Raw genomic sequence first — 22,801 nt, forward strand, 5'->3', positions numbered from 1 at the left:
CTAACTTAAATCAATCAGCGTGCCAAATATTATAACACGTTGATAATCATGTATTAACATCTAATATTTGATTTTATCTACCTTTAACCTTGAAAAAATTAAATTCAAGCGCTTTTGAAATTTGCTGTTTTAGGTGGTGGAAGTTGGGCCACGGCTATTGTTAAAATGTTGACTGAGAATTTAGACACCGTTCATTGGTACATGCGGAATGAAACAGCCATTACACATATAATGACTGAGGGTAACAATCCTAATTACTTAAGTTCTGTTGATTTAAAGACCGCATCTCTTTTTCTTACAAGTGATATTAATGAAGCAATAACCGCTGCGGATTTTTTAATTTTTGCCATACCCTCAGCTTTTCTAGATCAAGAACTACAAAATTTGAACACAAGCTTTGAAAACAAGGTGATTTTTTCGGCAATTAAAGGAATTGTGCCTGAAACCGGACTAATTGTTGGAGAACATTTTCATGATACCTATCAAGTACCTTTTGAAAATATTGGCGTCATAACAGGACCGTGTCACGCTGAGGAAGTAGCCTTAGAACGTTTATCTTATTTAACAATCGCATGTGCTGACGAAACTAAAGCAAAATTATTGGCAGAACATTTAAATAGTCATTACATAAAAACTAAAATTTCCGATGATATTATCGGAACGGAATATGCAGCTATGCTTAAGAATATCTATGCAATTGCTGCGGGTATTGCTCATGGCCTTGGCTATGGCGATAATTTTCAAAGTGTTTTAATGAGTAATGCTATTCGCGAAATGAAACGCTTTATTGCTCGTGTTCATAAAATGAAACGTAATATAAATAATTCTGCCTATTTAGGTGATTTGTTGGTGACTGGTTATTCCACTTTTAGCCGGAACCGAATGTTTGGGAATATGATTGGAAAGGGATATACCGTAAAAAGTGCCCAAATGGAAATGAATATGGTTGCTGAAGGCTATTATGCCACTAAAAGCGCCCATTTGTTAAATCAAAAGCATGAGAAAAAGTCTAAAACCCCTATCATAGACGCTGTCTATCAAGTTCTTTACGAAAACAAAAACGCGAAAAAAACTTTTAAAAAATTGACAGAAAAATTGGACTAAGCTCTATCTAAAGAAAAATTAGAATGTCTATCCAATTCGTTTTCTAATTGTACTTTAAAATTCAACATCTTTTCATCAGAATATTCAAAAACCTTTTTAATATCATCAAAAACCGGATTCATATAGGTTCTAATACTTTCAATGTCAAAATATAGTCTGCCTGTTCTTCTTATAAAAAAATCTATTGGATTAGATATCATTTCATATTCTATACCAAATTTTAACTCTGCCCTTAACAGACGTAATTGGTTATCATTATTTCTAAAGCCTTTATAATTATCCAAAATTATTTCAGTCTGCTTACCATAATTGGTAACTAGAAACCAGGCATCATGTTCGGTCAATCCATCCGCTTTTATACGTTCGAAGATTTCTTGAATATATTTTTTAACGTGTTTAAATTTTTTAAAATCGTTACCACACAAAGGAATTTTATCTGTAGTACATGGTTTTAATTTTATTCCTTCTTCTTCGACTTGCTTTGCAATTCTATCGACAGCACGCTCAGCCATTTTACGATAACCGGTAAGTTTACCGCCCGCTATGCTAATCAACCCAGAATCTGAAGTGAAAATCTCGTCCTTACGTGAAAGCTCTGAGGCAGATTTTCCCTCTTCATGAATTAATGGTCGAAGACCTGCCCATGAAGAAATAATATCTTCCATTTCTAAATTAATACTTGGAAACATATTATTTACAGCTGAAATTAAGTAAATGGCATCAGCCAAATCTGTTTCTACTTTATCTTTATCTAAATTAAAATTAGTGTCAGTAGTACCCACATAAGTGATTTTACCTCTAGGGATTGCAAACATCATTCTCCCATCAGGAATATCAAAATACACCGATTGCTTTACAGGAAGTTTTTCATACGGAAATACCAAATGCACACCCTTAGTTAAGTGCAAGCGTTTCCCTTTTTTTGAATTATTGGTACTACGTAACTCATCCACCCAAGGCCCTGCCGCGCTAATGACATATTTAGATTTTATCTCGAAAGGTTTACCTGTAATAATATCCAAGACTTTAACACCTGCTACCTTATTATCTTCATAAATAAAATCAGTAACCTCAGCATAATTCAATGCTTTAGCACCATGCTGTAGACTGGTTTTAATGTTTTCAGTTGTTAAACGTGCATCATCAGTTCTATATTCTGCATAATACCCAGCGCCATTCAATATTTTCTTCGGTAATAATGGCTCCAATTTAAGAGCTTCTTTTTTACCCAACATTTGACGTTGATCTTCTCCTTCGACCTGAGCGAGTATATCATATACCTTTAACCCAATTGAGGTAAGCCATTTACCATAAGAACCGCCTTCTATGAGTGGTAACAACATTTTCTCTGGTAATACGAGATGCGGCGCAAGTTTGTGGACTATTGCCCTTTCAGAACCAACTTCTTTTACCAACCAAAAATCAAACTGTTTTAAATATCGCAGTCCTCCGTGTATTAATTTTGTAGACTTGCTACTTGTACCTGAAGCGAAATCTCCTTTTTCAATAAGGGCAACTTTAAGTCCGCGTGACGCCGCGTCAAGTGCAATTCCGCCACCCGTTATTCCACCGCCAATTACTACAAGATCGTATGTGTCTTTTAAAAGGACCTGAACTGTTTCATTACGCTCAAGATTAGAAAACCGAGTTGGTGATTTCATAAGTAGCAATTTTTTGAGAACGTAAAATTACAAAATCATAGAGCTACAAAATGCCTCATGGAATTATGGTTTTGTAAAAAAGAAAATATGTAAATTAAATTGTGAACTCATATTCCCGTTCTACTCGACAAATACGAACCTTGTACCAAGAATACCAAGCTGTTTTCCCCTTGGTCTGGGCCACTTGATGGTCCACGTTAGCCTTCCAATTGCTAATTGCCTCTAAACTTTGCCAATAACTTATGGCAATACCTAAACCATCACGAGCTGTTTCAAAATCAAGAAATCCATCCTGTTTTCTCGCTAAACTTTCCATAGTTATGGCCATTTCAGCGTAACCATTATCGCCTTCAGTTCTTTTGTTAGTAAAGATTACAGCGTAATACGGCTTTTTGAGTTCCATTAGTTTATAAATTCTTTTTCGACAAAATAATTTACAATTGCTTCCTTCATTAAAACTGTCTGTTCACCAGCTTTTAATGGTGGCAATTCCTCTTTGACAGTATAGTGCGGCCAACCGTCATCATCAAAAAAATCAAATTCATAATATCCATAAGGTTCTAACAATCTACAAATAGCAATATGCATCAAGTTGACTTTTTCGTCTTTCTTATACTTACGCTGGTACTGTCCGAGTTCTTGTACACCAACCAAATAAATTATGGCGTCTAATTCTAAAGGGTCTCCATCTGAAAATTTTAGGGATAGCTTCTCAACCAATAGTTGCCAGCGCTCTTTTAAAACAATATCTCTTGCCATAGGTAACAAAGATACTACTCAAGCTTCACTATTAAAATCGTTCTATTTTAATGTTGTTTTGTAACTACTATATTTGTTCAAACCATTAGCATGAGTTTTATTGACATTGTTTTAGGCATTCTTTTGATTTGGGGACTATATAAAGGACTAAAAAATGGGCTCTTTGTTGAGCTCGCTTCTTTGGTCGCATTAATAGCTGGTATTTATGGTTCTATACATTTCTCATACATTGCGAGTGATTATCTTTCAGAAAATATGGATTGGAATGATCGCTATATTAAAATTGCTTCATTTTTGATTACCTTCATCGCTATTGTCATAATAGTGAATCTAGCTGGTAAGTTCTTAACCAAAATTGCAGATTTTGCTATGCTTGGTCTTTTGAACAAAATCGCGGGCGCTATTTTTGGCGCGCTTAAAGTTGCTGTAATACTCGGGGCTTTACTTATTTTCTTTGAAAAGGCTACTTCTTCCTTCAACTTTGTAAATGAAGAAACTCAAACAGACTCCATTCTGTATAAACCCATTCGTGATATTGGCGACTTTGTCTTTAGCACAGTTTTAAAAGAAAAGCCAAATACCACTTCTGAAGAGTAATCTTTTCCCACTAGCCGTTATTTTTCTACCACTTACCCAAGTCCATTTTTAACATTCTTCGACTAATGGTTATTAGAGCACGTCGAACGGTAAAAAATCATTCGAAATACCACTTTCTTCGATGAAATGATACCTGTATTTAGTCGATAAACCCTTAATATACGTGATTTTACAGATTGTCGAATAAAAAGTGCTTCTTGAAGAATTTTTGAGGTCTTGCTCATGACTGGATATACTTTAGCCAAACAAATCAGAAAGAAAACAAAACCTTTTTAAACCAATTACATGAAATTATTTTACTCTACAATGTTCGTTTTTGCTCTAGTATTTACATCTTGTAGCACGTCTTCAGTTCAAGACGATGAATCGCTTTTTGAAAATGGGGCTGAGGAGATTGAAGTAACTTTAACAGAAGCAGAGACGGAACTTTTTAATATCGTAAATACCTATAGAAGTTCAAATGGAATGAGCGAATTGGTTTTTAGTAACAATACCTACAAATATGCTCAGGAGCATACCCAGTTTATGATCGTTGAAGATGAAATTAGCCATGATAATTTTAGTGTAAGAGCTTCAAAAATTGCACAAGAAACAAGCGCAACACATATTGCGGAAAACGTAGCTAAAAATTATCCAGAGGCAGCAATGGCTTTACAGGGTTGGTTAGAGAGTGATTCTCATAAAAATACCATCGAAGGAGACTTTACCCATACTGCCTTAAGTATCAAAGAAAATTCAGAAGGAAAATTATTTTACACCCAAATTTTCTTCAAGAAATAAAATTAGATTCGATTTTATATTAAGTGTTTTAATAAGTATTATAATGGTTTAGAAAAGGCTCACAGCAATGTGGGCCTTTTTCTATTTCGGTTGATTGCAAGAGGTTTTGTAACTTTCAAAAAAAACAATGTTAATTAAAGCTCCTTTCAATCTCAATACTTGGATTGAAGAAAATAGAGAATCACTCAAACCTCCAGTGGGTAATAAAAACCTTTATAAAGATGCTGGAGATTACATTGTTATGATTGTTGCTGGGCCTAATGCACGCAAAGACTATCATTACAACGAAACAGAAGAATTGTTCTATCAACTCGAAGGAAATATTGAAGTACATATTCAAGAAAATGGAAAGAAGAAAACCATGCAATTAGGTCCGGGAGATATGTACCTACATCCGGCCAAGGTACCGCACTCTCCTGTGCGAAATGAAGGTTCCATTGGTTTGGTTATTGAACGCAAACGAAACCATATGAATGTTGATGATGGATTACTTTGGTTTTGTGATAATTGTAATCATAAATTGTACGAGGCCTATTTTACTTTACATGACATTGAAAAAGACTTTTTAAGTCATTTTGAACATTTTTATGGGTCAAAAGAATTGAGAACCTGTGATAATTGTAATACCATTATGCCCGTTGATAAACGTTTTATTGCTAAAAACTAATGCTTATGCTACTCATTGCTAAAATAATAACGGCCTTAGTTGCCATTTTACACCTATATTTTTTATGGTTAGAAATGTTTGCATGGACAACAAAAGCCAGAAAAGTATTTAAAAATTTCCCTCAAGATTTGTTTGAACCTACAAAGTCTATGGCTGCTAACCAAGGATTATATAACGGTTTTTTAGCCGCTGGTTTAATTTGGTCATTACTTATTCAAGATTCAGTTTGGCAAATTTATATTGCTTTGTTTTTTTTGTCGTGCGTAGCTGTGGCAGGAATTTATGGTGCGATGTCAGTTTCAAAAAAAATATTTACGATTCAAGCAATGCCTGCTTTGATAGGTATTGTTTTGCTTTTAGCTACCCTTTATTCTTCGTAGTTTTGTGAAAAATCTAACAATACCGCTTTAAAAAGTTATAAAATGTCAAAAATTGCTTCAGCTTTTGGATTGGATACTGCCTTAAAACAACTAGGCTTAAAAGAAATCAATAATGGAACTTCAACGGGTATAACTAATTTTGGTTCAGGTGAACTAATTTCTTCCTTTTCCCCAGTTGATGGCGAATTAATAGGTAAAGTAAAAGCTACTACCAAAGACGAGTATGAAAAAGTGATGTCTGCAGCGTCTGCGGCCTTTGCAGATTGGAAAACCAAGCCGGCCCCTCTTAGAGGAGAAATTGTTAGACAGTTTGGTGAAAAGCTAAGAGAACTGAAAGAACCTTTAGGTAAGTTAGTTTCTTATGAAATGGGCAAATCGTACCAAGAAGGCTTAGGTGAAGTGCAAGAAATGATTGATATCTGTGATTTTGCCGTTGGTTTATCAAGACAGTTACATGGCTTAACTATGCATTCAGAAAGACCTGGACATCGCATGTACGAACAGTATCATCCCTTAGGTATTGTAGGTATTATTTCCGCGTTCAATTTTCCTGTTGCTGTTTGGGCTTGGAATACTGCCTTGGCATGGGTAAGCGGCGATGTTTGTGTTTGGAAGCCCTCTGAGAAAACTCCGTTTTGCGGAGTTGCATGTCAAAATATTATAGCGGAAGTATTAAAACAAAATAACTTGCCAGAAGGAATCTCATGTTTAATTAACGGAGATTACGAAGTAGGGGAAATGATGACCAATGATAAAAGAGTGCCTTTAGTTTCGGCAACAGGCTCTATTAGAATGGGAAAAATAGTTGCTCAAGCTGTTGCTGCTCGTTTAGGGAAATCGTTATTAGAACTTGGCGGCAATAATGCCATTATTGTTACCCCTGATGCCGATATAAAAATGACTGTTATTGGAGCTGTTTTTGGAGCTGTGGGTACCGCTGGTCAAAGATGTACCTCTACTAGAAGATTAATAGTTCATGAATCTATGTATGATCAAGTCAAGAGCAGTGTTGTTGATGCTTATAAACAACTACGTATTGGCAATCCATTAGATGAGAACAATCATGTAGGTCCACTAATTGATACCGACGCTGTTGCAATGTATAACGCTTCATTAAAGAGTGTTGTAAAAGAAGGTGGTAAAGTTTTAGTTGAAGGCCAAGTATTATCGGGAGAAGGTTATGAAAGCGGATGCTATGTGAAACCGGCAATTGTCGAGGCAGATAATTCATATGAAACAGTACAAGAAGAAACCTTTGCACCTATCCTTTATTTACTTAAATATTCTGGTGAAGTGGAAAATGCTATTGCACAACAAAATGGTGTAGTTCAAGGATTATCTTCGGCAATCATGACGAATAACCTGCGTGAAGCTGAACGTTTTCTATCTGCTTCAGGAAGTGATTGTGGTATAGCTAATGTCAACATTGGTACTTCGGGAGCTGAAATTGGTGGTGCTTTTGGTGGTGAAAAAGAAACTGGTGGTGGTCGTGAAAGTGGTTCTGACGCCTGGAAAGTTTACATGCGCAGACAGACTAATACGATAAATTACACTACAGAACTTCCTTTAGCCCAAGGAATAAAATTTGATTTGTAAACCTTAAATGAGCTCTCTTAAGTTTTTATACGAGTTTTTCAAGGTTTTTTCAGGTTCAGGAGCTATATCACGCTCTAAGAAGAAATGTTCTACTCCTGATGCTTTTGCCTGTGCAATAATTCCTTTAATATCATAAACTCCATCACCTGGATCACTCATCAAAGGAAAACCTGCCATCCAATGGTCAGGTGTTTGTCCGTCACCTTTAAAGCGAAATTCTTTCGTAGCATCCTTGATATGCAAGGCCTTATAGCTTAATGGGTATTTCTTCAAATAATCAATTGGGTTTGCACCTGCAGCCTGCATCCAAAAAATATCTAGTTCAAATTTGACAAATTCTGAATTTACATTCTCCAATAAAAAATTCATTGGTATTTTTCCGTCAAGCTCCATATGCTCATAGCCATGATTATGGTAGACAAATTGAATATTATATGCTGCCATCTTTTCGCCAAAGGAATTAAATTCTTCAACAAATCTTTTATAATTATCAAGTGAGCTCTTTTCCTCTTGAATAGCAGGTAAAACCAAATATTTTGTGTCTAATTTAGAAACTTCATCCAGCATTTTTTCTAAACCATGACGAAGTGTATCCATATCAGTATGCATGGATGGAGATTTTAAATTGAAGTCTTTTAACAAACCAGCTGTTTCTTCTATAGTATTTCCATAAAAAGCATCATTAGTTATGCCCAACATTGGCTTAATTTGATTCCAACTATCTTTTGCACTTTGTACGCTAAAGGGGTATGGTCCAAAAAATTCAACCTCTTGATAACCCAATTCACTTATCAATTGCAATGATCCTTTCAAATCAGTATCAACCATTTTAGGAATAGTAAATAATTGAACACCAAGTGTGGTATTATTTAATAAGGTTGAAAAGCTCTTTAATGAAGGGCTCATTGCTAATGCTCCAACACCTAACAAACCTTTTTTTAGGGCCTTTCTTCTATTCATATTTCAAATTTAATTGGTTAAGTAAGATAATAATAAAACTTACTTTTTGTGTTTCAAAAAAGAAAAAACCGCTGTTCAACGCAAGAACAACGGCTTTTAAAACCAACTTAACTAACTCAAACTAAAGTTTGAAAAACCATTCTCAATGCCGGAACTTTGTCGGGAGAGAGCGGGTATATTATCTTTTGAATACAATTTCAGTATTAATCATCTAACAAAAAATAAGACTATTATAAGTGGTACTAAATACTGTATAACTGGTCGTATTTTTCATCCTAATGAAGTAACAAAACTGATTCTATTTGTGTAAACTGTTTCATAATCCATTGGTTACGAACAATTTCCTTGTCATATTTTAACTTTTTTAACTAATTTTTAATACTTTGTGCCTCAAACACTAATACTATTAAAAATGACAAAAAACCTACCCTATTTATTAGGTATGATTATTACCATTTTAATAGGAACCTTTTTCTATTTTACCTATTGCAGCGATTGCCGTTTGGCAACAACTGAAACCGAACAGGTGCAAGAAGAAATAATTCCTGTTAAAGAACCTGAACCCACTTCATTTCCTTTTTCAGTAAAAGATGGCGAATACGCATTTGATGTGAATGATAATTTCAATTTTGATTTGTCTTCATCCAGCGTTCTTATGCCTCTTTCAGAAAATGTGAGTAATGGAGTTGAAAGTTTAAAGTCTTATTTGTTAGAAAATAGCAATAAGGTTATTAACATTACTGGATTGTATCGCAGCGATGAAGACAACCCTTCAGCTTTCCCTAATCTTGGATTAGCACGAGCTAATGCTGTAAAGAACTATTTAGTTGCAAACGGCATTCCATCAGTGCAAACGAGCACCTTTGGCAAACTCATGGATGAGCTCTTACCATTAGATAATACACTATTGGGGCCTATCACTTATGAAATCGAGGAGGGTAACGAAAACGCTGGCGAAGCATTAGAAGCGTTGCATGATGAGATTATTGCTAATCCGTTAGTTCTCTATTTTCAAACCGGACAAGCTGCCATCAATTTAACCACAGAGCAACGGCAAAAGGTTGCGAACATTTCTTCATATTTAGATAAAGTAGAAGGTGCATCTTGTAAAGTGGTTGGACATACTGATAATACTGGCAACAGAATTACAAACATTGGCCTAGGCCAAGAACGTGCAGATTTTGCTAAGGCTTATCTTGTTTCAAACGGTATTTCTGCTGATAAAATTAATACCTCTTCACAAGGCCCTGACTCACCAATTGCGACTAACGCAACAGAAGAAGGAAGGTCTAAAAACCGAAGAACTGTAGTAACACTTAACTAATAATAACATTTAAAAACAATAAAAATGAATTTTGATAATATTTGGTGCTGGTTAATTCCGCTTTTAGTAGGGGCAATTTGTGGTCTCTTAGGTTACCTTTGGGGTAAAAGTAAAAGAGAAGTAATTGATAATTCGGCGGAGCTTAAAGTACTTGAAGATAAAAATACCAAACTTAGAGCTGATTTAGATGCTTGTACTAAAAAGTTAACGGCTAAGCCTGTTACAAAAGCGGCCAAACCTTCTAAACCTAAAGTTGCATCTTCAATAGCGGCCACCGCTATAGCATTTGATGCTGCCGGAGCAAAAGCTGCTTTTGGAAAGAAGATAAAACAAGACGACCTTAAAATTGTAGAAGGAATTGGACCTAAAATTGAAGGTCTTTTTCACAATTTTGGAATAAAAACGTGGCAGGCACTTTCAGAAACAAAAGTTGCTAAGTGTCAAGAAGTTTTAAATTCTGGTGGTAAACGCTATCAAATGCATGATCCTGCTTCATGGCCAATGCAGGCCAAAATGGCATTTAAAGGGGATTGGAAAAAGCTAGCCAAATGGCAAGATGAACATAAAGCAGGTAAACTATAAATATTCCAAATTTAAATAACCATCAAAAAAACCGGTTTCAAATGAAACCGGTTTTTATCTTTTATAACATTCCGTTAGCCTCTACCCACTTAAACCTATATTGGTCTTCATTAAACTGCATACGCTCAGAAATTCGTTGTAGTCTATCTGGAAGCTTCATTAAATAATCTCGAGCTTTTTCGGCTTGTTCTGAAAGTGCAGTGACATTACCTATATCCCAATAGGTATTCAGTTTTCTTAGAATATCAACATAGTCTTGAGCGGTATAAACTCCTAAACGTTGAGCACAATTAGAGAACAATTCAAATGCCGAACTTATTTCACCCCCTGATTCTCTTAAAAAGTGTGCAGGCATCACAATTTTCTTTTTCATCATATCAGCAAAAGCCAGCATCATTCCATTTGGATCTTGTCCAAAAATCGTTTTTACAAACTCGCGATAAGCTAAATGATGTCGCATTTCATCGCCTGCAATTATCGTACACATCTTACCTAGCAAGGTATTGCCCTTTTTCTTAGCCATTTGACCTACACGTTTGTGCGATATATTAGTAGCTAGTTCTTGAAATGTAGTATATATAAAGTTCTTATAGGGGTCTCTATCCGTCCCTATATCAAAACCATCTGCGATTAAATGCTGCGTAGTTATTTCAATTTCACGCATATTAACTCTTCCTGATAGATAAAGGTATTTATTAAGAACATCACCATGTCTATTCTCTTCAGCAGTCCATGCTCGAACCCATTTAGACCATCCATTGTCTTTCCCTGAATGTTGGTCAACCCCTTCAACGTCCATCAGCCAAGACTCATAGGTAGGCAAGGCTTCTTCTGTTATAGTATCAGCTACCAACGTAACCCAAAAGTCATATCCTAGTTCTTTTGATTCCTCACGAATTTGTTCAACTTCATCAAAAAAAGTATCCTCTTGTGAATTAGGTAAAAAATCGGTGGGCTGCCAAATTTTTTCTATTGGCACCAAAAAGTCATTCATAAAACCTTGAACTTTTGGTTCAATAGCTTGCATTACTTCTAAACGTATATTCTTCAACGACATGAATAGCGAATTTAGGTAAAGGTCATTATTATTATTCGAAATCGAATCGTTTAGACTCAGTTTCTTCCTTTTTCACCTGGGTAAAAGCTTTCAACAGCATCACTCTGCCAAAATTCTTTTGTATCTACATCCATAGCAGTTAATGAACCTTTAAAAGCTGCACCAGTATCAACATTCCAAACATTAGCCCCATTTTGTGGTATTGTTTTACCCGTTTTTGATATAGGTGTGTGACCAATAAAAATTTCTAGGTAATTCGATAGTCTTTTAGGGTAATTTTTATCACTAGGTTGAATCCCTGGATTAATTGCTTTTGCAAGTTCCCATAGTGTTCTATCCCAATAAAATAATTCATTAAAAAACTCGTATTCTATTCCTTTAAGATTTGTAAACCCAGCGTGAAGATATAACCTGTTTTCTTTGTCAACGTAAGTGTTTTTTAATGACTCATAAAACGCTATATGCGCATCCCAATGCTGCTTTCCGGCTTTAAGATATGAATCTCTTGTAGCGGCACCCCCATGTGCTAACCATGTCGAATTTTCTTCTCCGGTCAACATCCAGTCTTTACATAGTTCATCATGATTGCCACGAATAAAGGTGCATCGATGTGTTTTGTCTAAATCAATTAGAAAATTGACTGTTTCAAAAGCGTCACTCCAAGAATCTACGTAATCCCCTAAAAAAATAAGATGGTCATTCGTAGTTACCTCAGCTCTTACCAATAGTTGTTCTAATGCTTTTAAGCCAGAATGAATATCACCTACTACCAATTTCCTCATTTCAGATTTTTTAACAATATTAAAAACAATAATGTTTTTATCATGAAAAATTTGGGTTAAGAAATAAATACTCATTTCAGATATAATTTGGACAGGGAATGTAATTCTATGTACCTTGCCTACTCATTTTAACCTTCATCTCATGACCCGAGTTTTTTGTATCGGTGAACTTCTAATTGATTTCGTGGCTGAAAATCAAGGTAATGACCTTTCAAAAGCAATTAATTTTACAAAAAAAGCCGGTGGAGCTCCTGCCAACGTTGCTTGTGCCATATCAAAACTTGGTGGTAAAAGTTCTTTTATTGGTTGTGTTGGTAAAGACCCCTTTGGTTCTTTTTTATTAGATGTTCTTAAAAATGAAAATGTTGATATTTCTAAGTCTCAACGTGCTAATACTTTTACAACATTAGCATTTGTTTCTTTGGCTGAAGATGGTGAAAGAGACTTTGTTTTTAGTAGAGGAGCAGATAGAGAATTAAAGTATGATTCGTCAATTAAAAAAGATTTTGACAGAAACATGATTCATTTAGGAGCTGCCACTGCAATGTTAGGAGGTGGTCTTGAAGAAGCATATGGACATTATTTTTTTGATGCTCTAACGAAAGATGCTTTTATAAGTTTTGATCCTAATTTTAGAACTGATCTTTGGAAGGACAATGAAGCTGTGTTTATAAAAAAATGCATGCCTTATGTAGAGAAATCACATTTATGCAAGTTTAGTTTAGAAGAAGCTTTTTTGCTGTCAGGAAAAGATACTGTAAAAGAAGCCTGCGAAGTTTTACATAAAGCAGGCGCAAAAATTATTACTATTACTTTAGGTAAAGAAGGCACTTTTGTAAGTACTGACAATATGCAACATACAGTGCCAAGCATAAAAGTTTCTCCTGTTGATACTACCGGTGCTGGCGATGCTTTTATTGGTTGTTTACTTTACCAAATCTCGCAACTTTCGAATTTTAATATGGTTTTTAATGATGATGAGTTGTTAATGAAAATGGTTGAAAAAGCAAATAAAGCCGGAGCCATAACTACGACCAATTACGGGGCCATCATAGCTCTACCTACATTAGCACAATTAGAAGATTGAACTTTATTCCAGTTTCAACTATAGCTTTGATAAATTAGTTTACTAATGCATAAATTTGAACTCTTCTGATTCAAAAAATACTAACTGTATCTAACCTTTCTCAAAACCCTTAATGACTCTTTCAAAGATTGATAAACATGTCTATCTGTTTTTTTTAAAATTGACCTTGCCGACTCCATAAGTTCTTTAGCTTCTTCAAATCCATTTAAGTAACAAATAAGATAGGTGTCTGGCAAAAATTCTAAGTCAACTCTTTCAGCTGGTGTCAATCTAATATTATTCTCTAGCTTTTGTAAGAGCGCATTATTGGCATTGAAAATATGATACAATGTTTTCTTATCATATTGGGGTGGTTCAAAGAGAAGTTCGCTATTAATAGCATAATTACCATTATCAGAGAATGTTATCGTTACTTCTTCTAATGGAAAATACTTTTGTTGTTTGCTCAAACCAAGTTGAACATATTCTAAAATAGTAAATGAGTCATCATCATAATTAATGGTAATCTCATCTAAAGCAGAATAGAATAATTTTACTTGTTCATTTATAAGTTCGATATCTACACGAGAATAATAAGTTTCACTCTTGACTTTCTTTTCATGTCCTGCCCAACATAACACGAACTGTTCTTTAAAAACTTTATAATTACTAGTTAGATTAGAATGTCTATTATTCAAAAAATCGATCACGCCATCTAGCGTTAACTCAATATTATTACGAGCGTGTTGCTCAATTGTTGCAACTTTATCAGAATTTATATCTTCTAACTTAATATCAAATGCCTTTGGCAAACTAATACTACCTTCTCTAAAGAAAACAGCTCCCCCATAATATTTCCAGATGTTTTTTCTTAATGCGCATACTTTTTCGTTAGATGTTATTGTAACTAAACCAACAACTTTACCTTCGGGTAAATCAGGAAAAGGAATATTCTCATAAGAAATTTTTGGTGGGTTATCTAGGTAGGCATTAACCAGGTTTTGGATTTTACTATCGTCAAAAAAATCTACTCCAACAATCTTGTTGTCTTCATCTTCAACGCCAACAACTATGAATGAATTATTCTTAGGGTTACTGTTTGCCAATGCACAAACATGTTTTAAAAATTTAGCCTTTCCCTCTTTTTCTCCAATAGCAATAAATCGCTTTTTGTCATAAAAACTGTTCTCATCGTTATGAGCAAGTAAGTTTTTAACCAAAAGGCGTTTATTAATCATAAATTTTTCTTCACAATCGTAGAACTTGCTTGGGCTGTTGACATTACTACCAAATCAGCAATGTTAACATGGTAAGGTCTTGTGACCACAAAACGAATAATATCAGCAATATCTTCAGGCTTGAGCGGCTGATAACCTTGATACACTTTTTCTGCGCGATTTGAATCTCCTTTAAAACGTACTTCACTAAATTCTGTTTCAACAAGACCAGGATTAATAGCCCCTACGCGAATACCATATTCATTTAAATCAATTCGCATTCCTTGATTGATAGCATCAACAGCATATTTACTTGCGCAATACACATTTCCTTTTGGATAAACCTCTTTACCAGCAGTTGAACCAATATTGATAATATGCCCTGATTTTCGTTCTACCATTTGGGGTAGAATTGCCTTTGAAACATACAGTAATCCTTTGACATTAATATCAAGCATGGCATCCCAATCGTCAAGATTTCCTTCATTTATTGGGTCAAGACCATGAGCATTCCCCGCATTATTTATCAAAATATCGATACTTTCAAATACACCTGACAAAGATGCTATAGCATCAAAAACACCTTTTCTGTCACGTACATCAAAATTTAATGTCTCCACTTTTGTTACCGCACCTAGTTGTTTTTTTAGGGCATCTAAGCGTTCTTGACGGCGACCACAAAGTATCAAATTTATACCATGCTTAGCCAATAATTCGGCGGTTGCTTTTCCAATACCACTACTTGCTCCAGTTATTAAAGCTGTTTTTGACATACTATATTTTTAAGGTATTGGTTCTCCTTTGCTAGCTTCGAGGAGTTTAAACCAATCTTTTAATTCTAAATTAATATTAACTGCTTCAATGGAACTTTTTAAGCGCTCTTTGGTAGCAGTTCCAACTACAGGATGAACAGCAGACGGATGTTTTAAAATAAACGCAAGTAATAGTTGACTTTCGTCAGCATTATATTTGTCTTTTAACTCGTTCATTACCCCTTTAATTCTAGAGTTTTGTTCATTTTCTTCTCTAAAATAATTACCTAAAGGACTCCATGACATTGCCATTCTATGTTTTGCCATACAATCATTAAATGTACCATCATACATCGGGTCATCGTGTGTCAATGAAAACTCTACTTGATTAGCCCCTACATGAATTGCGGTATCTAACATTTGAATTTGAGCAGGTGTGAAATTAGAAACACCAAACTGTTTAATTTTACCCTCATCTAGCAATTTTTGAATTCCTTTTATAATTTCTGTTGGATTCATTAAAGGACTAGGTCGATGAAGTAAGAATAAATCAATGTAATCGGTTTGAAGATTTTTTAGCGACTGCTCTGCGGACCAAATAATATAGTCGGCATCATATTGGTAATGCGCCACTTGGTTATCTCTGCAATGACCCATTTGAATTCCGCATTTTGTAATTATCTGTAAATCAATACGTTTAACGCCGCTTTGTTTCAACGCTTTTCCAAAATCAGCTTCTGTGCCATAATCTCCGTAAATATCAGCGTGGTCAAAGGTGTGAATCCCTGTTTCTAGACAATAGTTTATTAGCCCTTCTATTTCATTTGTTGGTAGTTTTTTACCCCAACTGCCCCAAGTCATCGTTCCAGCAATTATTTTAGAGTATTTCTGTGTATTTTGCATAAGTGGTGAAAATATAAAATTAATACCTTAAACTCTTCACAAAACTAGGGCTCACGCCGTTTTTTTAACCAATAATTAACAGCCCATTTTTAAATAAATTTTCATTTTGCACTTTGTTAAAATTCTAAATAAAAAAATAAGGCATTACAATATTTCCTATGGAAGAAAATACTACGATTGATATTAGTGCGGTAAACGAAAAAATTGCAAAAGAAAGCGCTTTTATTGACCTGCTTACTATTGAAATGAATAAGGCTATTGTTGGTCAAAACCATATGATTGAAAGATTGCTCATTGGCTTGTTAGGTCAAGGACATATTCTATTAGAGGGTGTCCCTGGATTAGCAAAAACACTAGCAATTAACACCTTGGCTAAGGCAGTGAAAGGTAGTTTTAGTAGAATTCAGTTTACTCCAGACTTATTACCTGCAGATGTTGTAGGTACTATGATTTATAACATAAAAGAGAATGACTTTTCTATAAAGAAAGGCCCTATTTTCGCCAATTTCGTTCTAGCAGATGAGATTAATCGAGCTCCAGCAAAAGTACAATCGGCCTTACTAGAGGCTATGCAAGAAAAGCAAGTTACAATAGGAGATGAGACTTTTAAATTGACTCCTCCATTCTTGGTAATGGCAACTCAAAACCCGGTTGAACAAGAAGGAACTTATCCATTACCAGAAGCTCAGGTTGACCGTTTCATGCTAAAAACAGTTATCGATTATCCAAAATTGAACGAAGAACAAATGATTATGAGGCAGAATCTAAAAGGTAGTTTAGAGCCCATAAAACCCGTTGTTACCGTAAAACAAATTCTTAGCGCACAAAAAGCAGTTCGTGAAGTGTACATGGATGAAAAAATAGAAAAATATATTCTTGATATAGTTTTTGCTACTAGGTATCCAGAAAAATACAATTTAGAACATTTAAAAAACCTAATAAGTTTTGGTGCTTCACCAAGAGGAAGTATCAATCTTGCTAACGCCTCAAAATGCTATGCATTTATAAAAAGAAGAGGTTACGTAATTCCTGAAGATGTTCGCGCCGTAGTACATGATGTTTTACGCCACAGAATAGGTATTACTTATGAGGCAGAAGCAGAAAATGTTACCTCTGAAGAAATCATAAACAAAATTGTAAACGAGGTTGAGGTGCCTTAGAAATTGTTGTTTAATCAACTAGTATCATTCCAAATAATAACCAACTGCTATTACCGATTACTTTTCATTGATTAAATGGATACAAAAGAGTTACTAAAAAAAGTACGCAAAATTGAGATTAAGACAAGAAGATTGTCTGATCATATTTTTGGTGGTGAATATCACTCAACCTTTAAAGGTAGAGGTATGACTTTTAGTGAAGTACGTCAATATCAATTTGGTGATGATGTTCGTTCCATTGACTGGAATGTAACTGCTAGGTATAATGAGCCATATGTAAAAGTGTTTGAAGAAGAACGTGAATTAACCATGATGTTGATGGTTGATGTTAGTGGTTCTGAATTATTTGGAACAACCAATCAATTCAAAAAAGAAATCATTACAGAAATTTCGGCAACATTAGCTTTTTCAGCAATGCAGAATAATGACAAAGTAGGGCTTATTCTTTTTTCTAATGAAGTAGAACTTTTTATCCCACCTAAAAAAGGAAAAAGTCATGTACTTCGTATCATTCGAGAATTATTAGAATTTGTACCTCAGAGCCATGAGACTAATATTTCTGAGGCATTTAAATTTCTAAGAAATGTGATGAAAAAGAAAGCTATTGTATTCATGCTTTCTGATTTTATTGCTGAAGGTTATGATAACACTCTTCGAATAGCTGGTAATAAGCATGACGTTACCGGAATTCGTATTTATGATGAAAAAGAAGAATACATTCCGAACTTAGGAATGATTCAGGTTCAGGATGCTGAAACTGGAGGAATTCAGTTAGTAAATACTAGTTCTAAAAAAGTACGACATGAATATTGGAAATATCATTTAGAACGCGTAGACTATTTTAATGACGCTTTTGCGAAATCTGGGAGTGGAGTTTTAAGTTGTAGAGTAGATGAAAGCTACGTGAAAAAATTGTTGGGGTATTTTAAACGAAGAGGATAAATGAGAGTTGTAGGTTTCAAATTAATAATCCAAGGCCATACTCGATTAATTAGTCGAGGATTGACCTTTGCTTTTTTTCTGCTTTCATTTGTCAGTTTTGCCCAAGCCCAATCCACAGTAAAAGCAAATATTGATTCTACTTCAATAAAAATTGGAGAACAAATTCAATATAAAATTACTGTTGAAACCGACTCACTGAATATTGTTTACTTTCCGGAAGACCAAACCTTCTCCCCATTAGAGATGGTTGAGGCTTTAAAAATTGATACGACAAAAAATAAAGACCGTATAACCCTTCAAAGAATTTATGCGCTTACTCAATTTGATAGTGGCGCCTATACTATACCGCCTCAAAGAATTGCTATCAATGAAGAACCCTTTTTTACTGATTCTTTTCAAATCAAAGTTGCCGACGTTGTTGTTGATACTACCAAACAAAAAATGTTTGATATTAAACCTTTGATTGAAGTGGAAAAAAGCAACGCTAAACTTTTTAAAACTCTATTATGGATTTTTCTTGGTTTGCTTTTTATAGGTGGCTTAGTTTACTGGTTATTTCTCAGAAAAAAACCGTTAACTGAAGAAGAAAAAGTTGCGCTTCTACCTCCATTTGATAGAGCCTTATTACAATTAAAAGAGCTTGAAAATTCAAGGTATCTAATTCAAGATGAATACAAAAAATACTATTCTGAGCTCACAGATATTGTTCGTTCCTATTTAGAGGAAGATGTTCATGTTTCCGCATTAGAAAGTACAACTGATCAATTAATTGAAAAATTAGAGCTCTTAAAAGATGCTGGGGAGCTAACACTAGATGAAAGTACTATTGACCAATTTAAAAAAGTGTTAAGAACAGCAGATTTGGTAAAATTTGCCAAATCAAAACCACCGACGTCAGTAGCAGAGCAGGATAGAAAACTTGTTGAAGATATTGTTGTTAAAACCAAGGAAGCATTGCCCGAACCGACTGTTGAAGATTTGCTGCAAAACGAAGAGTATCTTGAGGAATTAGCAAAGAAAAAACAACGAAAAAGAATTTATTTAGCGGCGGCAATTTTCGCAGGCATTTTATTCATCGGAGCAACATCTTCCATAGTGTACTACGGTTTTAGTGAAGTAAAAGATACTGTTTTAGGACACCCAACAAAGGAATTACTAGAAAGTGAATGGGTACATAGCACCTACGGGTATCCACCTATTGATATTGCAACGCCAAAAGTCTTACTGCGTCAAGAAATAAAGTTGCCAGAAGAATTAAAAGCCGAAATTGCAGACTTACAAGCCTTTGGTTATAGAAGTTCGTTGGGTTTATTTACAGTAATGACCACGTCTACAACATTTGCTGAAGCTAATGAACCTGATTTTGAAAAACCAATTGAACAATTATTACAAAGCTTTGAAAAACAAGGAGCAAAAAACATTATTACCAAGCAAGAAGAGTTTTTTACCAATGCCGGGGTTAAAGGATTAAAAACTTTTGGTAGTGGTAAATTTAAAGTCCCTGAGTCTTCTGATTTAATTAAGGGAAAATACGCCATTCTTAGTTTTGGTGGCAAAGGGTTTATGCAACAAATAGTCATTACATGGTTGGATGATGATAAGTATGCAGAAAAAATTGTTGAACGTGTATTGACCTCGGTCGATGTAAAAACCCAAAGCTAATGTTTGATAATATAGAATTTGCAAACCCTCAATTTTTCTGGTTATTTCTTTTGTTGCCTTTAGCTATTTTGTGGTACATACTCACTAGAAAAAAACAGCTTGCTTCACTTACAATTTCAACATTGAAAGGTTTTAATGGAAGCCGAATTCTTTCAAAACTGAAGCCTTTACTTTTTGCTTTGCGATTATTAGCCCTTTCTGCTATAATAACTGCTTTAGCAAGGCCGCAAACAGAAGATATTTCAACCAGAACAAAAACTACTAAAGGAATTGATATTGTAATGGCAATTGATGTTTCGTCAAGTATGTTAGCCCAAGATTTAAAACCAAATCGTCTGGCAGCCTTGAAGGAAGTAGCTGCTAATTTTATCAAAAAACGTCCTAATGATAGAATTGGTTTGGTTGCGTATGCAGGAGAAAGTTATACGAAAACCCCAATTACAAGTGACAAATCAATTGTTTTAGGAGCCCTACGAGAAATCACTTATGGTCAACTAGAAGATGGTACGGCCATAGGTATGGGGCTAGCGACGTCGGTTAATAGACTAAAAGAAAGTAAAGCAATAAGCAAAGTTATTATTTTACTTACTGATGGGGTAAATAACTCAGGATTTATTGAGCCACAGACAGCAGCAGACCTTGCAGTTGAATATGATATAAAAACGTACACCATTGGTTTAGGAACAAATGGCAATGCCTTAACACCAATCGCCTACAAACGTGATGGCAAAACTTTTCAATATGGAATGCGGCAAGTCGAAATTGATGAACAACTGTTACAAGATATAGCTGACGTAACAGGTGGGCAATACTTTAGAGCAACGAACAATGATAAGTTAGAAGAAATCTATGATGAAATTAATAAGCTCGAGAAAACAGAAATTGAAGAATTTAAGTATTACAAATACGAAGAAAAGTTTCGCCCTTTGGTTTTCTTAGCAGGATTTTTACTATTGATTGAGTGGGGATTAAGGGCAACATTATTTAAAAGTTTTATATAACAACATGGTTCAATTTGAAGAAAAATTATATTTCTATTTACTAGGTCTTGTACCGGTTTTAGTTTTGCTTTTTCTTTTATTACAGGTTTGGAAGAGAAGTAAACAACGAGAGTTTGCTACTTCTAAACTGCTTAAGCGTCTTGCTCCTAACAAATCTAAATTTAAATCAACCCTTAAGCTTATTGTTCTTTTATTGGGTATTTCATGTTTGGTGGTTGCTCTGGTGAATCCAAAAATTGGAACTAAACTAGAAACTGTGAAACGAGAAGGAGTAGATATTGTATTTGCAGTGGATGTTTCTAAAAGTATGTTAGCTGAAGATATTGCACCCAATAGATTAGAAAAGGCAAAGCGCTTAGTTTCTGAAATAATAAATCAGTTAGCAAGCGACCGTATTGGCATAATTGCTTATGCTGGCCAGGCTTATCCACAGTTACCAATCACTACAGACTATGGTGCAGCAAAAATGTTTTTACAAAGCATGAATACTAATATGCTTTCATCACAAGGCACAGCAATTAATTCAGCCATCGAATTAGCCTCAACATATTACAATGATGAAGAGCAAACCAATCGCGTATTATTCATTATTTCTGACGGGGAAGATCATTCAGAAGGAAATACTTTAAGCGCTGTAGAAGAAGCAACTCAAAACGGAATTAAAATATTTACCATTGGTGTTGGAAAACCAAAAGGAGCACCGATACCTATTAAGCGTAAAGGTGTTATTGAAAGTCTAAAGAAAAACGCTGAGGGAGAAGTAGTAATAACCAAACTAAATGAACCCGTGCTGTCAGCTATAGCTGACGAAGGTAATGGGGTTTATATAAATGGCGCTAATACGGAAAATGCAGTGGAGTTTATCAAGGAAGAATTGAATAAGATGGATAAAAAAGAATTTGAGGCCAAACAGTTTGCTGAATATAAAGATCAATTTCAGTGGTTTTTAGGCTTGGGACTTTTCTTTTTATTTTTAGATGTTTTCTTGTTAGACAGAAAAACAAAATGGTTGAAAAAGTTAAACCTTTTTAATGAGCATAATGAATAGGAGAAATATAATCTTAGGATTCGTAATACTTTTTGCTGGCTTTATTCAAGCACAGGATGATGAAGACGCCTTAAAGAAAGAAGCTAAAGCGTTTAAAGAATCTAAAAATATTACCTATAACGCTAATGAAACCCTGACTCAAAACGATTTTGTAAATGCTGAGGCGGATTATAGAAGAGCTATTTCTAAAAGTGATAAAAATGCCGCAGCTCCTTATAACTTAGGAAGAGCATATTATAATCGTGAAAGTTTTACAGAAGCCTTTGGCCGTTTTAAACAAGCTGGTGAAAAAGCAGAAGAAAAACCTGTAAAGCATAGAGCATTCCATAATATGGGAAATGTTTTTATGAAAAATGAAGAATATGAAAAAGCTGTTGAGGCCTATAAACAAGCACTACGAAATAACCCAAATGACGAAGAAACACGGTATAATCTTGCTTTAGCCAAAGAAATGCTTAAGAAACAACAAGACGAGCAAAAGAAAGACGACAATCAAGACGATAAAAAAGACCAAGACCAAAAAGACGATAAAGACAAAAATCAAGATCAGAATCAAGACGGAGAGAACGATAAGGATAATGAAGGAGACCAAAAAGATGACGAAAATAAAGACGAGGGTGATGAAGGTGATAAAGGAAAAGAAAAGCCTGAAGAGAATAAAGAGGGCGAAGGTGATGAAAAGAAAGAACAAAAACAAAAGCCTAATGAAGGCGATAAACCTGAAGAAAAGAATAAGCCTAGACCTAATCAACTTTCAAAACAACAGATTCAAAACTTGTTAGAAGCCATGCAAAACGAAGA

General features: G+C 34.7%; 23 protein-coding genes and 1 pseudogene. 15 read left to right on the top strand and 9 right to left on the bottom strand.

Going from position 1 to position 22,801, the window contains the following annotated elements:
- The first annotated feature begins 114 nt into the window (after positions 1 to 114).
- A complete protein-coding gene (locus tag RM520_RS01570; protein WP_409220515.1) occupies positions 115 to 1,104 on the top strand; it encodes an NAD(P)H-dependent glycerol-3-phosphate dehydrogenase in 990 nt (329 codons plus the stop codon).
- On the opposite strand, the gene RM520_RS01575 is transcribed toward RM520_RS01570, so the two are convergent.
- The 3 genes from RM520_RS01575 to RM520_RS01585 form a co-directional block, all read right to left on the bottom strand.
- Complete coding sequence (locus tag RM520_RS01575) at positions 1,101 to 2,765, bottom strand: glycerol-3-phosphate dehydrogenase/oxidase (RefSeq protein WP_311383953.1); 1,665 nt, start codon at positions 2,763 to 2,765, stop codon at positions 1,101 to 1,103. The two genes, RM520_RS01570 and RM520_RS01575, sit on opposite strands and share 4 nt — an antisense overlap.
- 94 nt (positions 2,766 to 2,859) lie before the next feature.
- Positions 2,860 to 3,168, bottom strand: coding sequence for an antibiotic biosynthesis monooxygenase family protein (locus RM520_RS01580; RefSeq protein WP_311383954.1), 309 nt, complete (start codon positions 3,166 to 3,168; stop codon positions 2,860 to 2,862).
- Positions 3,168 to 3,524 carry a hypothetical protein gene (locus RM520_RS01585; protein WP_311383955.1) on the bottom strand — a complete coding sequence of 119 codons (357 nt, stop codon included), beginning with the start codon at positions 3,522 to 3,524 and terminating at the stop codon, positions 3,168 to 3,170. Before RM520_RS01585 ends, RM520_RS01580 begins: the two co-directional genes overlap by 1 nt.
- A 90-nt stretch (positions 3,525 to 3,614) precedes the next feature.
- On the opposite strand from RM520_RS01585, the gene RM520_RS01590 reads away from it, so the two are divergent.
- The 5 genes from RM520_RS01590 (at position 3,615) to amaB (ending at position 7,544) form a co-directional block, all read left to right on the top strand.
- On the top strand, positions 3,615 to 4,121 hold the full coding sequence (locus tag RM520_RS01590) for a CvpA family protein (protein WP_311386739.1): 507 nt from the start codon (positions 3,615 to 3,617) through the stop codon (positions 4,119 to 4,121).
- A 285-nt stretch (positions 4,122 to 4,406) separates the two neighbouring features.
- Positions 4,407 to 4,901 (top strand): CAP domain-containing protein, encoded by a 495-nt coding sequence (locus RM520_RS01595; protein ID WP_311386740.1) that lies wholly within the window; start codon positions 4,407 to 4,409, stop codon positions 4,899 to 4,901.
- Between the two features lie 127 nt (positions 4,902 to 5,028).
- Positions 5,029 to 5,568 carry a 3-hydroxyanthranilate 3,4-dioxygenase gene (locus RM520_RS01600; RefSeq protein WP_311386741.1) on the top strand — a complete coding sequence of 180 codons (540 nt, stop codon included), beginning with the start codon at positions 5,029 to 5,031 and terminating at the stop codon, positions 5,566 to 5,568.
- A 5-nt stretch (positions 5,569 to 5,573) separates the two neighbouring features.
- A complete protein-coding gene (locus tag RM520_RS01605) occupies positions 5,574 to 5,948 on the top strand; it encodes a DUF1304 domain-containing protein (RefSeq protein WP_311386742.1) in 375 nt (124 codons plus the stop codon).
- Positions 5,949 to 5,990: 42 nt separating this feature from the next.
- Positions 5,991 to 7,544 carry an L-piperidine-6-carboxylate dehydrogenase gene (gene amaB, locus RM520_RS01610; protein WP_311386743.1) on the top strand — a complete coding sequence of 518 codons (1,554 nt, stop codon included), beginning with the start codon at positions 5,991 to 5,993 and terminating at the stop codon, positions 7,542 to 7,544.
- Positions 7,545 to 7,547: 3 nt separating this feature from the next.
- On the opposite strand, the gene RM520_RS01615 is transcribed toward amaB, so the two are convergent.
- Positions 7,548 to 8,504, bottom strand: coding sequence for a sugar phosphate isomerase/epimerase family protein (locus RM520_RS01615; protein WP_311386744.1), 957 nt, complete (start codon positions 8,502 to 8,504; stop codon positions 7,548 to 7,550).
- A gap of 412 nt (positions 8,505 to 8,916) precedes the next feature.
- Here RM520_RS01615 and RM520_RS01620 point away from each other — a divergent pair, with 412 nt between their 5' ends.
- The gene (locus RM520_RS01620; RefSeq protein WP_311386745.1) at positions 8,917 to 9,828 is read left to right on the top strand and encodes an OmpA family protein; all 912 of its coding nucleotides are present in this window, start codon (positions 8,917 to 8,919) and stop codon (positions 9,826 to 9,828) included.
- Positions 9,829 to 9,852: 24 nt separating this feature from the next.
- Entirely contained in the window at positions 9,853 to 10,410 is a 558-nt protein-coding gene (locus RM520_RS01625) for a helix-hairpin-helix domain-containing protein (protein ID WP_311383963.1), read from the top strand.
- A gap of 61 nt (positions 10,411 to 10,471) precedes the next feature.
- Here the strand turns inward: RM520_RS01625 and RM520_RS01630 are convergent, their stop codons facing one another.
- The gene (locus tag RM520_RS01630) at positions 10,472 to 11,467 is read right to left on the bottom strand and encodes an acyl-ACP desaturase (protein ID WP_311386746.1); all 996 of its coding nucleotides are present in this window, start codon (positions 11,465 to 11,467) and stop codon (positions 10,472 to 10,474) included.
- 56 nt (positions 11,468 to 11,523) lie between these two features.
- Positions 11,524 to 12,249 (bottom strand): metallophosphoesterase, encoded by a 726-nt coding sequence (locus RM520_RS01635; protein WP_311387383.1) that lies wholly within the window; start codon positions 12,247 to 12,249, stop codon positions 11,524 to 11,526.
- Positions 12,250 to 12,391: 142 nt separating this feature from the next.
- On the opposite strand from RM520_RS01635, the gene RM520_RS01640 reads away from it, so the two are divergent.
- Positions 12,392 to 13,336, top strand: coding sequence for a carbohydrate kinase family protein (locus RM520_RS01640; protein WP_311383966.1), 945 nt, complete (start codon positions 12,392 to 12,394; stop codon positions 13,334 to 13,336).
- An 80-nt stretch (positions 13,337 to 13,416) separates the two neighbouring features.
- Here RM520_RS01640 and RM520_RS01645 read toward each other — a convergent pair whose 3' ends face one another.
- From RM520_RS01645 to RM520_RS01655, 3 genes are read right to left on the bottom strand one after another with little or no spacing between them, the layout of a single operon-like run.
- On the bottom strand, positions 13,417 to 14,553 hold the full coding sequence (locus RM520_RS01645; protein ID WP_311386747.1) for an ATP-binding protein: 1,137 nt from the start codon (positions 14,551 to 14,553) through the stop codon (positions 13,417 to 13,419).
- On the bottom strand, positions 14,550 to 15,305 hold the full coding sequence (locus RM520_RS01650; protein ID WP_311383968.1) for an SDR family NAD(P)-dependent oxidoreductase: 756 nt from the start codon (positions 15,303 to 15,305) through the stop codon (positions 14,550 to 14,552). Before RM520_RS01650 ends, RM520_RS01645 begins: the two co-directional genes overlap by 4 nt.
- 9 nt (positions 15,306 to 15,314) lie before the next feature.
- Positions 15,315 to 16,187, bottom strand: a complete 873-nt coding sequence (locus RM520_RS01655) for an aldo/keto reductase (protein ID WP_311386748.1) — start codon at positions 16,185 to 16,187, stop codon at positions 15,315 to 15,317.
- A gap of 158 nt (positions 16,188 to 16,345) precedes the next feature.
- On the opposite strand from RM520_RS01655, the gene RM520_RS01660 reads away from it, so the two are divergent.
- The 6 genes and pseudogenes from RM520_RS01660 to RM520_RS15320 form a co-directional block, all read left to right on the top strand.
- On the top strand, positions 16,346 to 17,347 hold the full coding sequence (locus RM520_RS01660) for an AAA family ATPase (RefSeq protein ID WP_311383970.1): 1,002 nt from the start codon (positions 16,346 to 16,348) through the stop codon (positions 17,345 to 17,347).
- Positions 17,348 to 17,422: 75 nt separating this feature from the next.
- Positions 17,423 to 18,289, top strand: a complete 867-nt coding sequence (locus RM520_RS01665) for a DUF58 domain-containing protein (RefSeq protein ID WP_311386749.1) — start codon at positions 17,423 to 17,425, stop codon at positions 18,287 to 18,289.
- Positions 18,290 to 19,951, top strand: a complete 1,662-nt coding sequence (locus tag RM520_RS01670) for a BatD family protein (RefSeq protein ID WP_311386750.1) — start codon at positions 18,290 to 18,292, stop codon at positions 19,949 to 19,951.
- The gene (locus RM520_RS01675) at positions 19,951 to 20,952 is read left to right on the top strand and encodes a vWA domain-containing protein (protein ID WP_311383973.1); all 1,002 of its coding nucleotides are present in this window, start codon (positions 19,951 to 19,953) and stop codon (positions 20,950 to 20,952) included. The genes RM520_RS01670 and RM520_RS01675 overlap by 1 nt, the downstream gene beginning before the upstream one ends.
- A gap of 4 nt (positions 20,953 to 20,956) precedes the next feature.
- A complete protein-coding gene (locus RM520_RS01680; RefSeq protein ID WP_311383974.1) occupies positions 20,957 to 22,000 on the top strand; it encodes a VWA domain-containing protein in 1,044 nt (347 codons plus the stop codon).
- Positions 21,993 to 22,439: pseudogene (locus RM520_RS15320) on the top strand (tetratricopeptide repeat protein); the annotation flags it as partial. The gene RM520_RS01680 and the pseudogene RM520_RS15320, both read left to right, overlap by 8 nt.
- Positions 22,440 to 22,801 lie beyond the last annotated feature (362 nt).

The sequence above is a fragment of the Croceitalea vernalis genome, from assembly GCF_031846405.1.
Taxonomy (GTDB): Bacteria; Bacteroidota; Bacteroidia; order Flavobacteriales; family Flavobacteriaceae; genus Croceitalea; species Croceitalea vernalis.

Coding starts and splice junctions, on each gene's coding strand:
- RM520_RS01575 (WP_311383953.1), bottom strand. CDS start 2,765: ATGAAATCACCAACTCGGTTTTCTAATCTTGAGCGTAATGAAACAGTT.
- RM520_RS01580 (WP_311383954.1), bottom strand. CDS start 3,168: ATGGAACTCAAAAAGCCGTATTACGCTGTAATCTTTACTAACAAAAGA.
- RM520_RS01585 (WP_311383955.1), bottom strand. CDS start 3,524: ATGGCAAGAGATATTGTTTTAAAAGAGCGCTGGCAACTATTGGTTGAG.
- RM520_RS01590 (WP_311386739.1), top strand. CDS start 3,615: ATGAGTTTTATTGACATTGTTTTAGGCATTCTTTTGATTTGGGGACTA.
- RM520_RS01595 (WP_311386740.1), top strand. CDS start 4,407: ATGAAATTATTTTACTCTACAATGTTCGTTTTTGCTCTAGTATTTACA.
- RM520_RS01600 (WP_311386741.1), top strand. CDS start 5,029: ATGTTAATTAAAGCTCCTTTCAATCTCAATACTTGGATTGAAGAAAAT.
- RM520_RS01605 (WP_311386742.1), top strand. CDS start 5,574: ATGCTACTCATTGCTAAAATAATAACGGCCTTAGTTGCCATTTTACAC.
- amaB (WP_311386743.1), top strand. CDS start 5,991: ATGTCAAAAATTGCTTCAGCTTTTGGATTGGATACTGCCTTAAAACAA.
- RM520_RS01615 (WP_311386744.1), bottom strand. CDS start 8,504: ATGAATAGAAGAAAGGCCCTAAAAAAAGGTTTGTTAGGTGTTGGAGCA.
- RM520_RS01620 (WP_311386745.1), top strand. CDS start 8,917: ATGACAAAAAACCTACCCTATTTATTAGGTATGATTATTACCATTTTA.
- RM520_RS01625 (WP_311383963.1), top strand. CDS start 9,853: ATGAATTTTGATAATATTTGGTGCTGGTTAATTCCGCTTTTAGTAGGG.
- RM520_RS01630 (WP_311386746.1), bottom strand. CDS start 11,467: ATGTCGTTGAAGAATATACGTTTAGAAGTAATGCAAGCTATTGAACCA.
- RM520_RS01635 (WP_311387383.1), bottom strand. CDS start 12,249: ATGAGGAAATTGGTAGTAGGTGATATTCATTCTGGCTTAAAAGCATTA.
- RM520_RS01640 (WP_311383966.1), top strand. CDS start 12,392: ATGACCCGAGTTTTTTGTATCGGTGAACTTCTAATTGATTTCGTGGCT.
- RM520_RS01645 (WP_311386747.1), bottom strand. CDS start 14,553: ATGATTAATAAACGCCTTTTGGTTAAAAACTTACTTGCTCATAACGAT.
- RM520_RS01650 (WP_311383968.1), bottom strand. CDS start 15,305: ATGTCAAAAACAGCTTTAATAACTGGAGCAAGTAGTGGTATTGGAAAA.
- RM520_RS01655 (WP_311386748.1), bottom strand. CDS start 16,187: ATGCAAAATACACAGAAATACTCTAAAATAATTGCTGGAACGATGACT.
- RM520_RS01660 (WP_311383970.1), top strand. CDS start 16,346: ATGGAAGAAAATACTACGATTGATATTAGTGCGGTAAACGAAAAAATT.
- RM520_RS01665 (WP_311386749.1), top strand. CDS start 17,423: ATGGATACAAAAGAGTTACTAAAAAAAGTACGCAAAATTGAGATTAAG.
- RM520_RS01670 (WP_311386750.1), top strand. CDS start 18,290: ATGAGAGTTGTAGGTTTCAAATTAATAATCCAAGGCCATACTCGATTA.
- RM520_RS01675 (WP_311383973.1), top strand. CDS start 19,951: ATGTTTGATAATATAGAATTTGCAAACCCTCAATTTTTCTGGTTATTT.
- RM520_RS01680 (WP_311383974.1), top strand. CDS start 20,957: ATGGTTCAATTTGAAGAAAAATTATATTTCTATTTACTAGGTCTTGTA.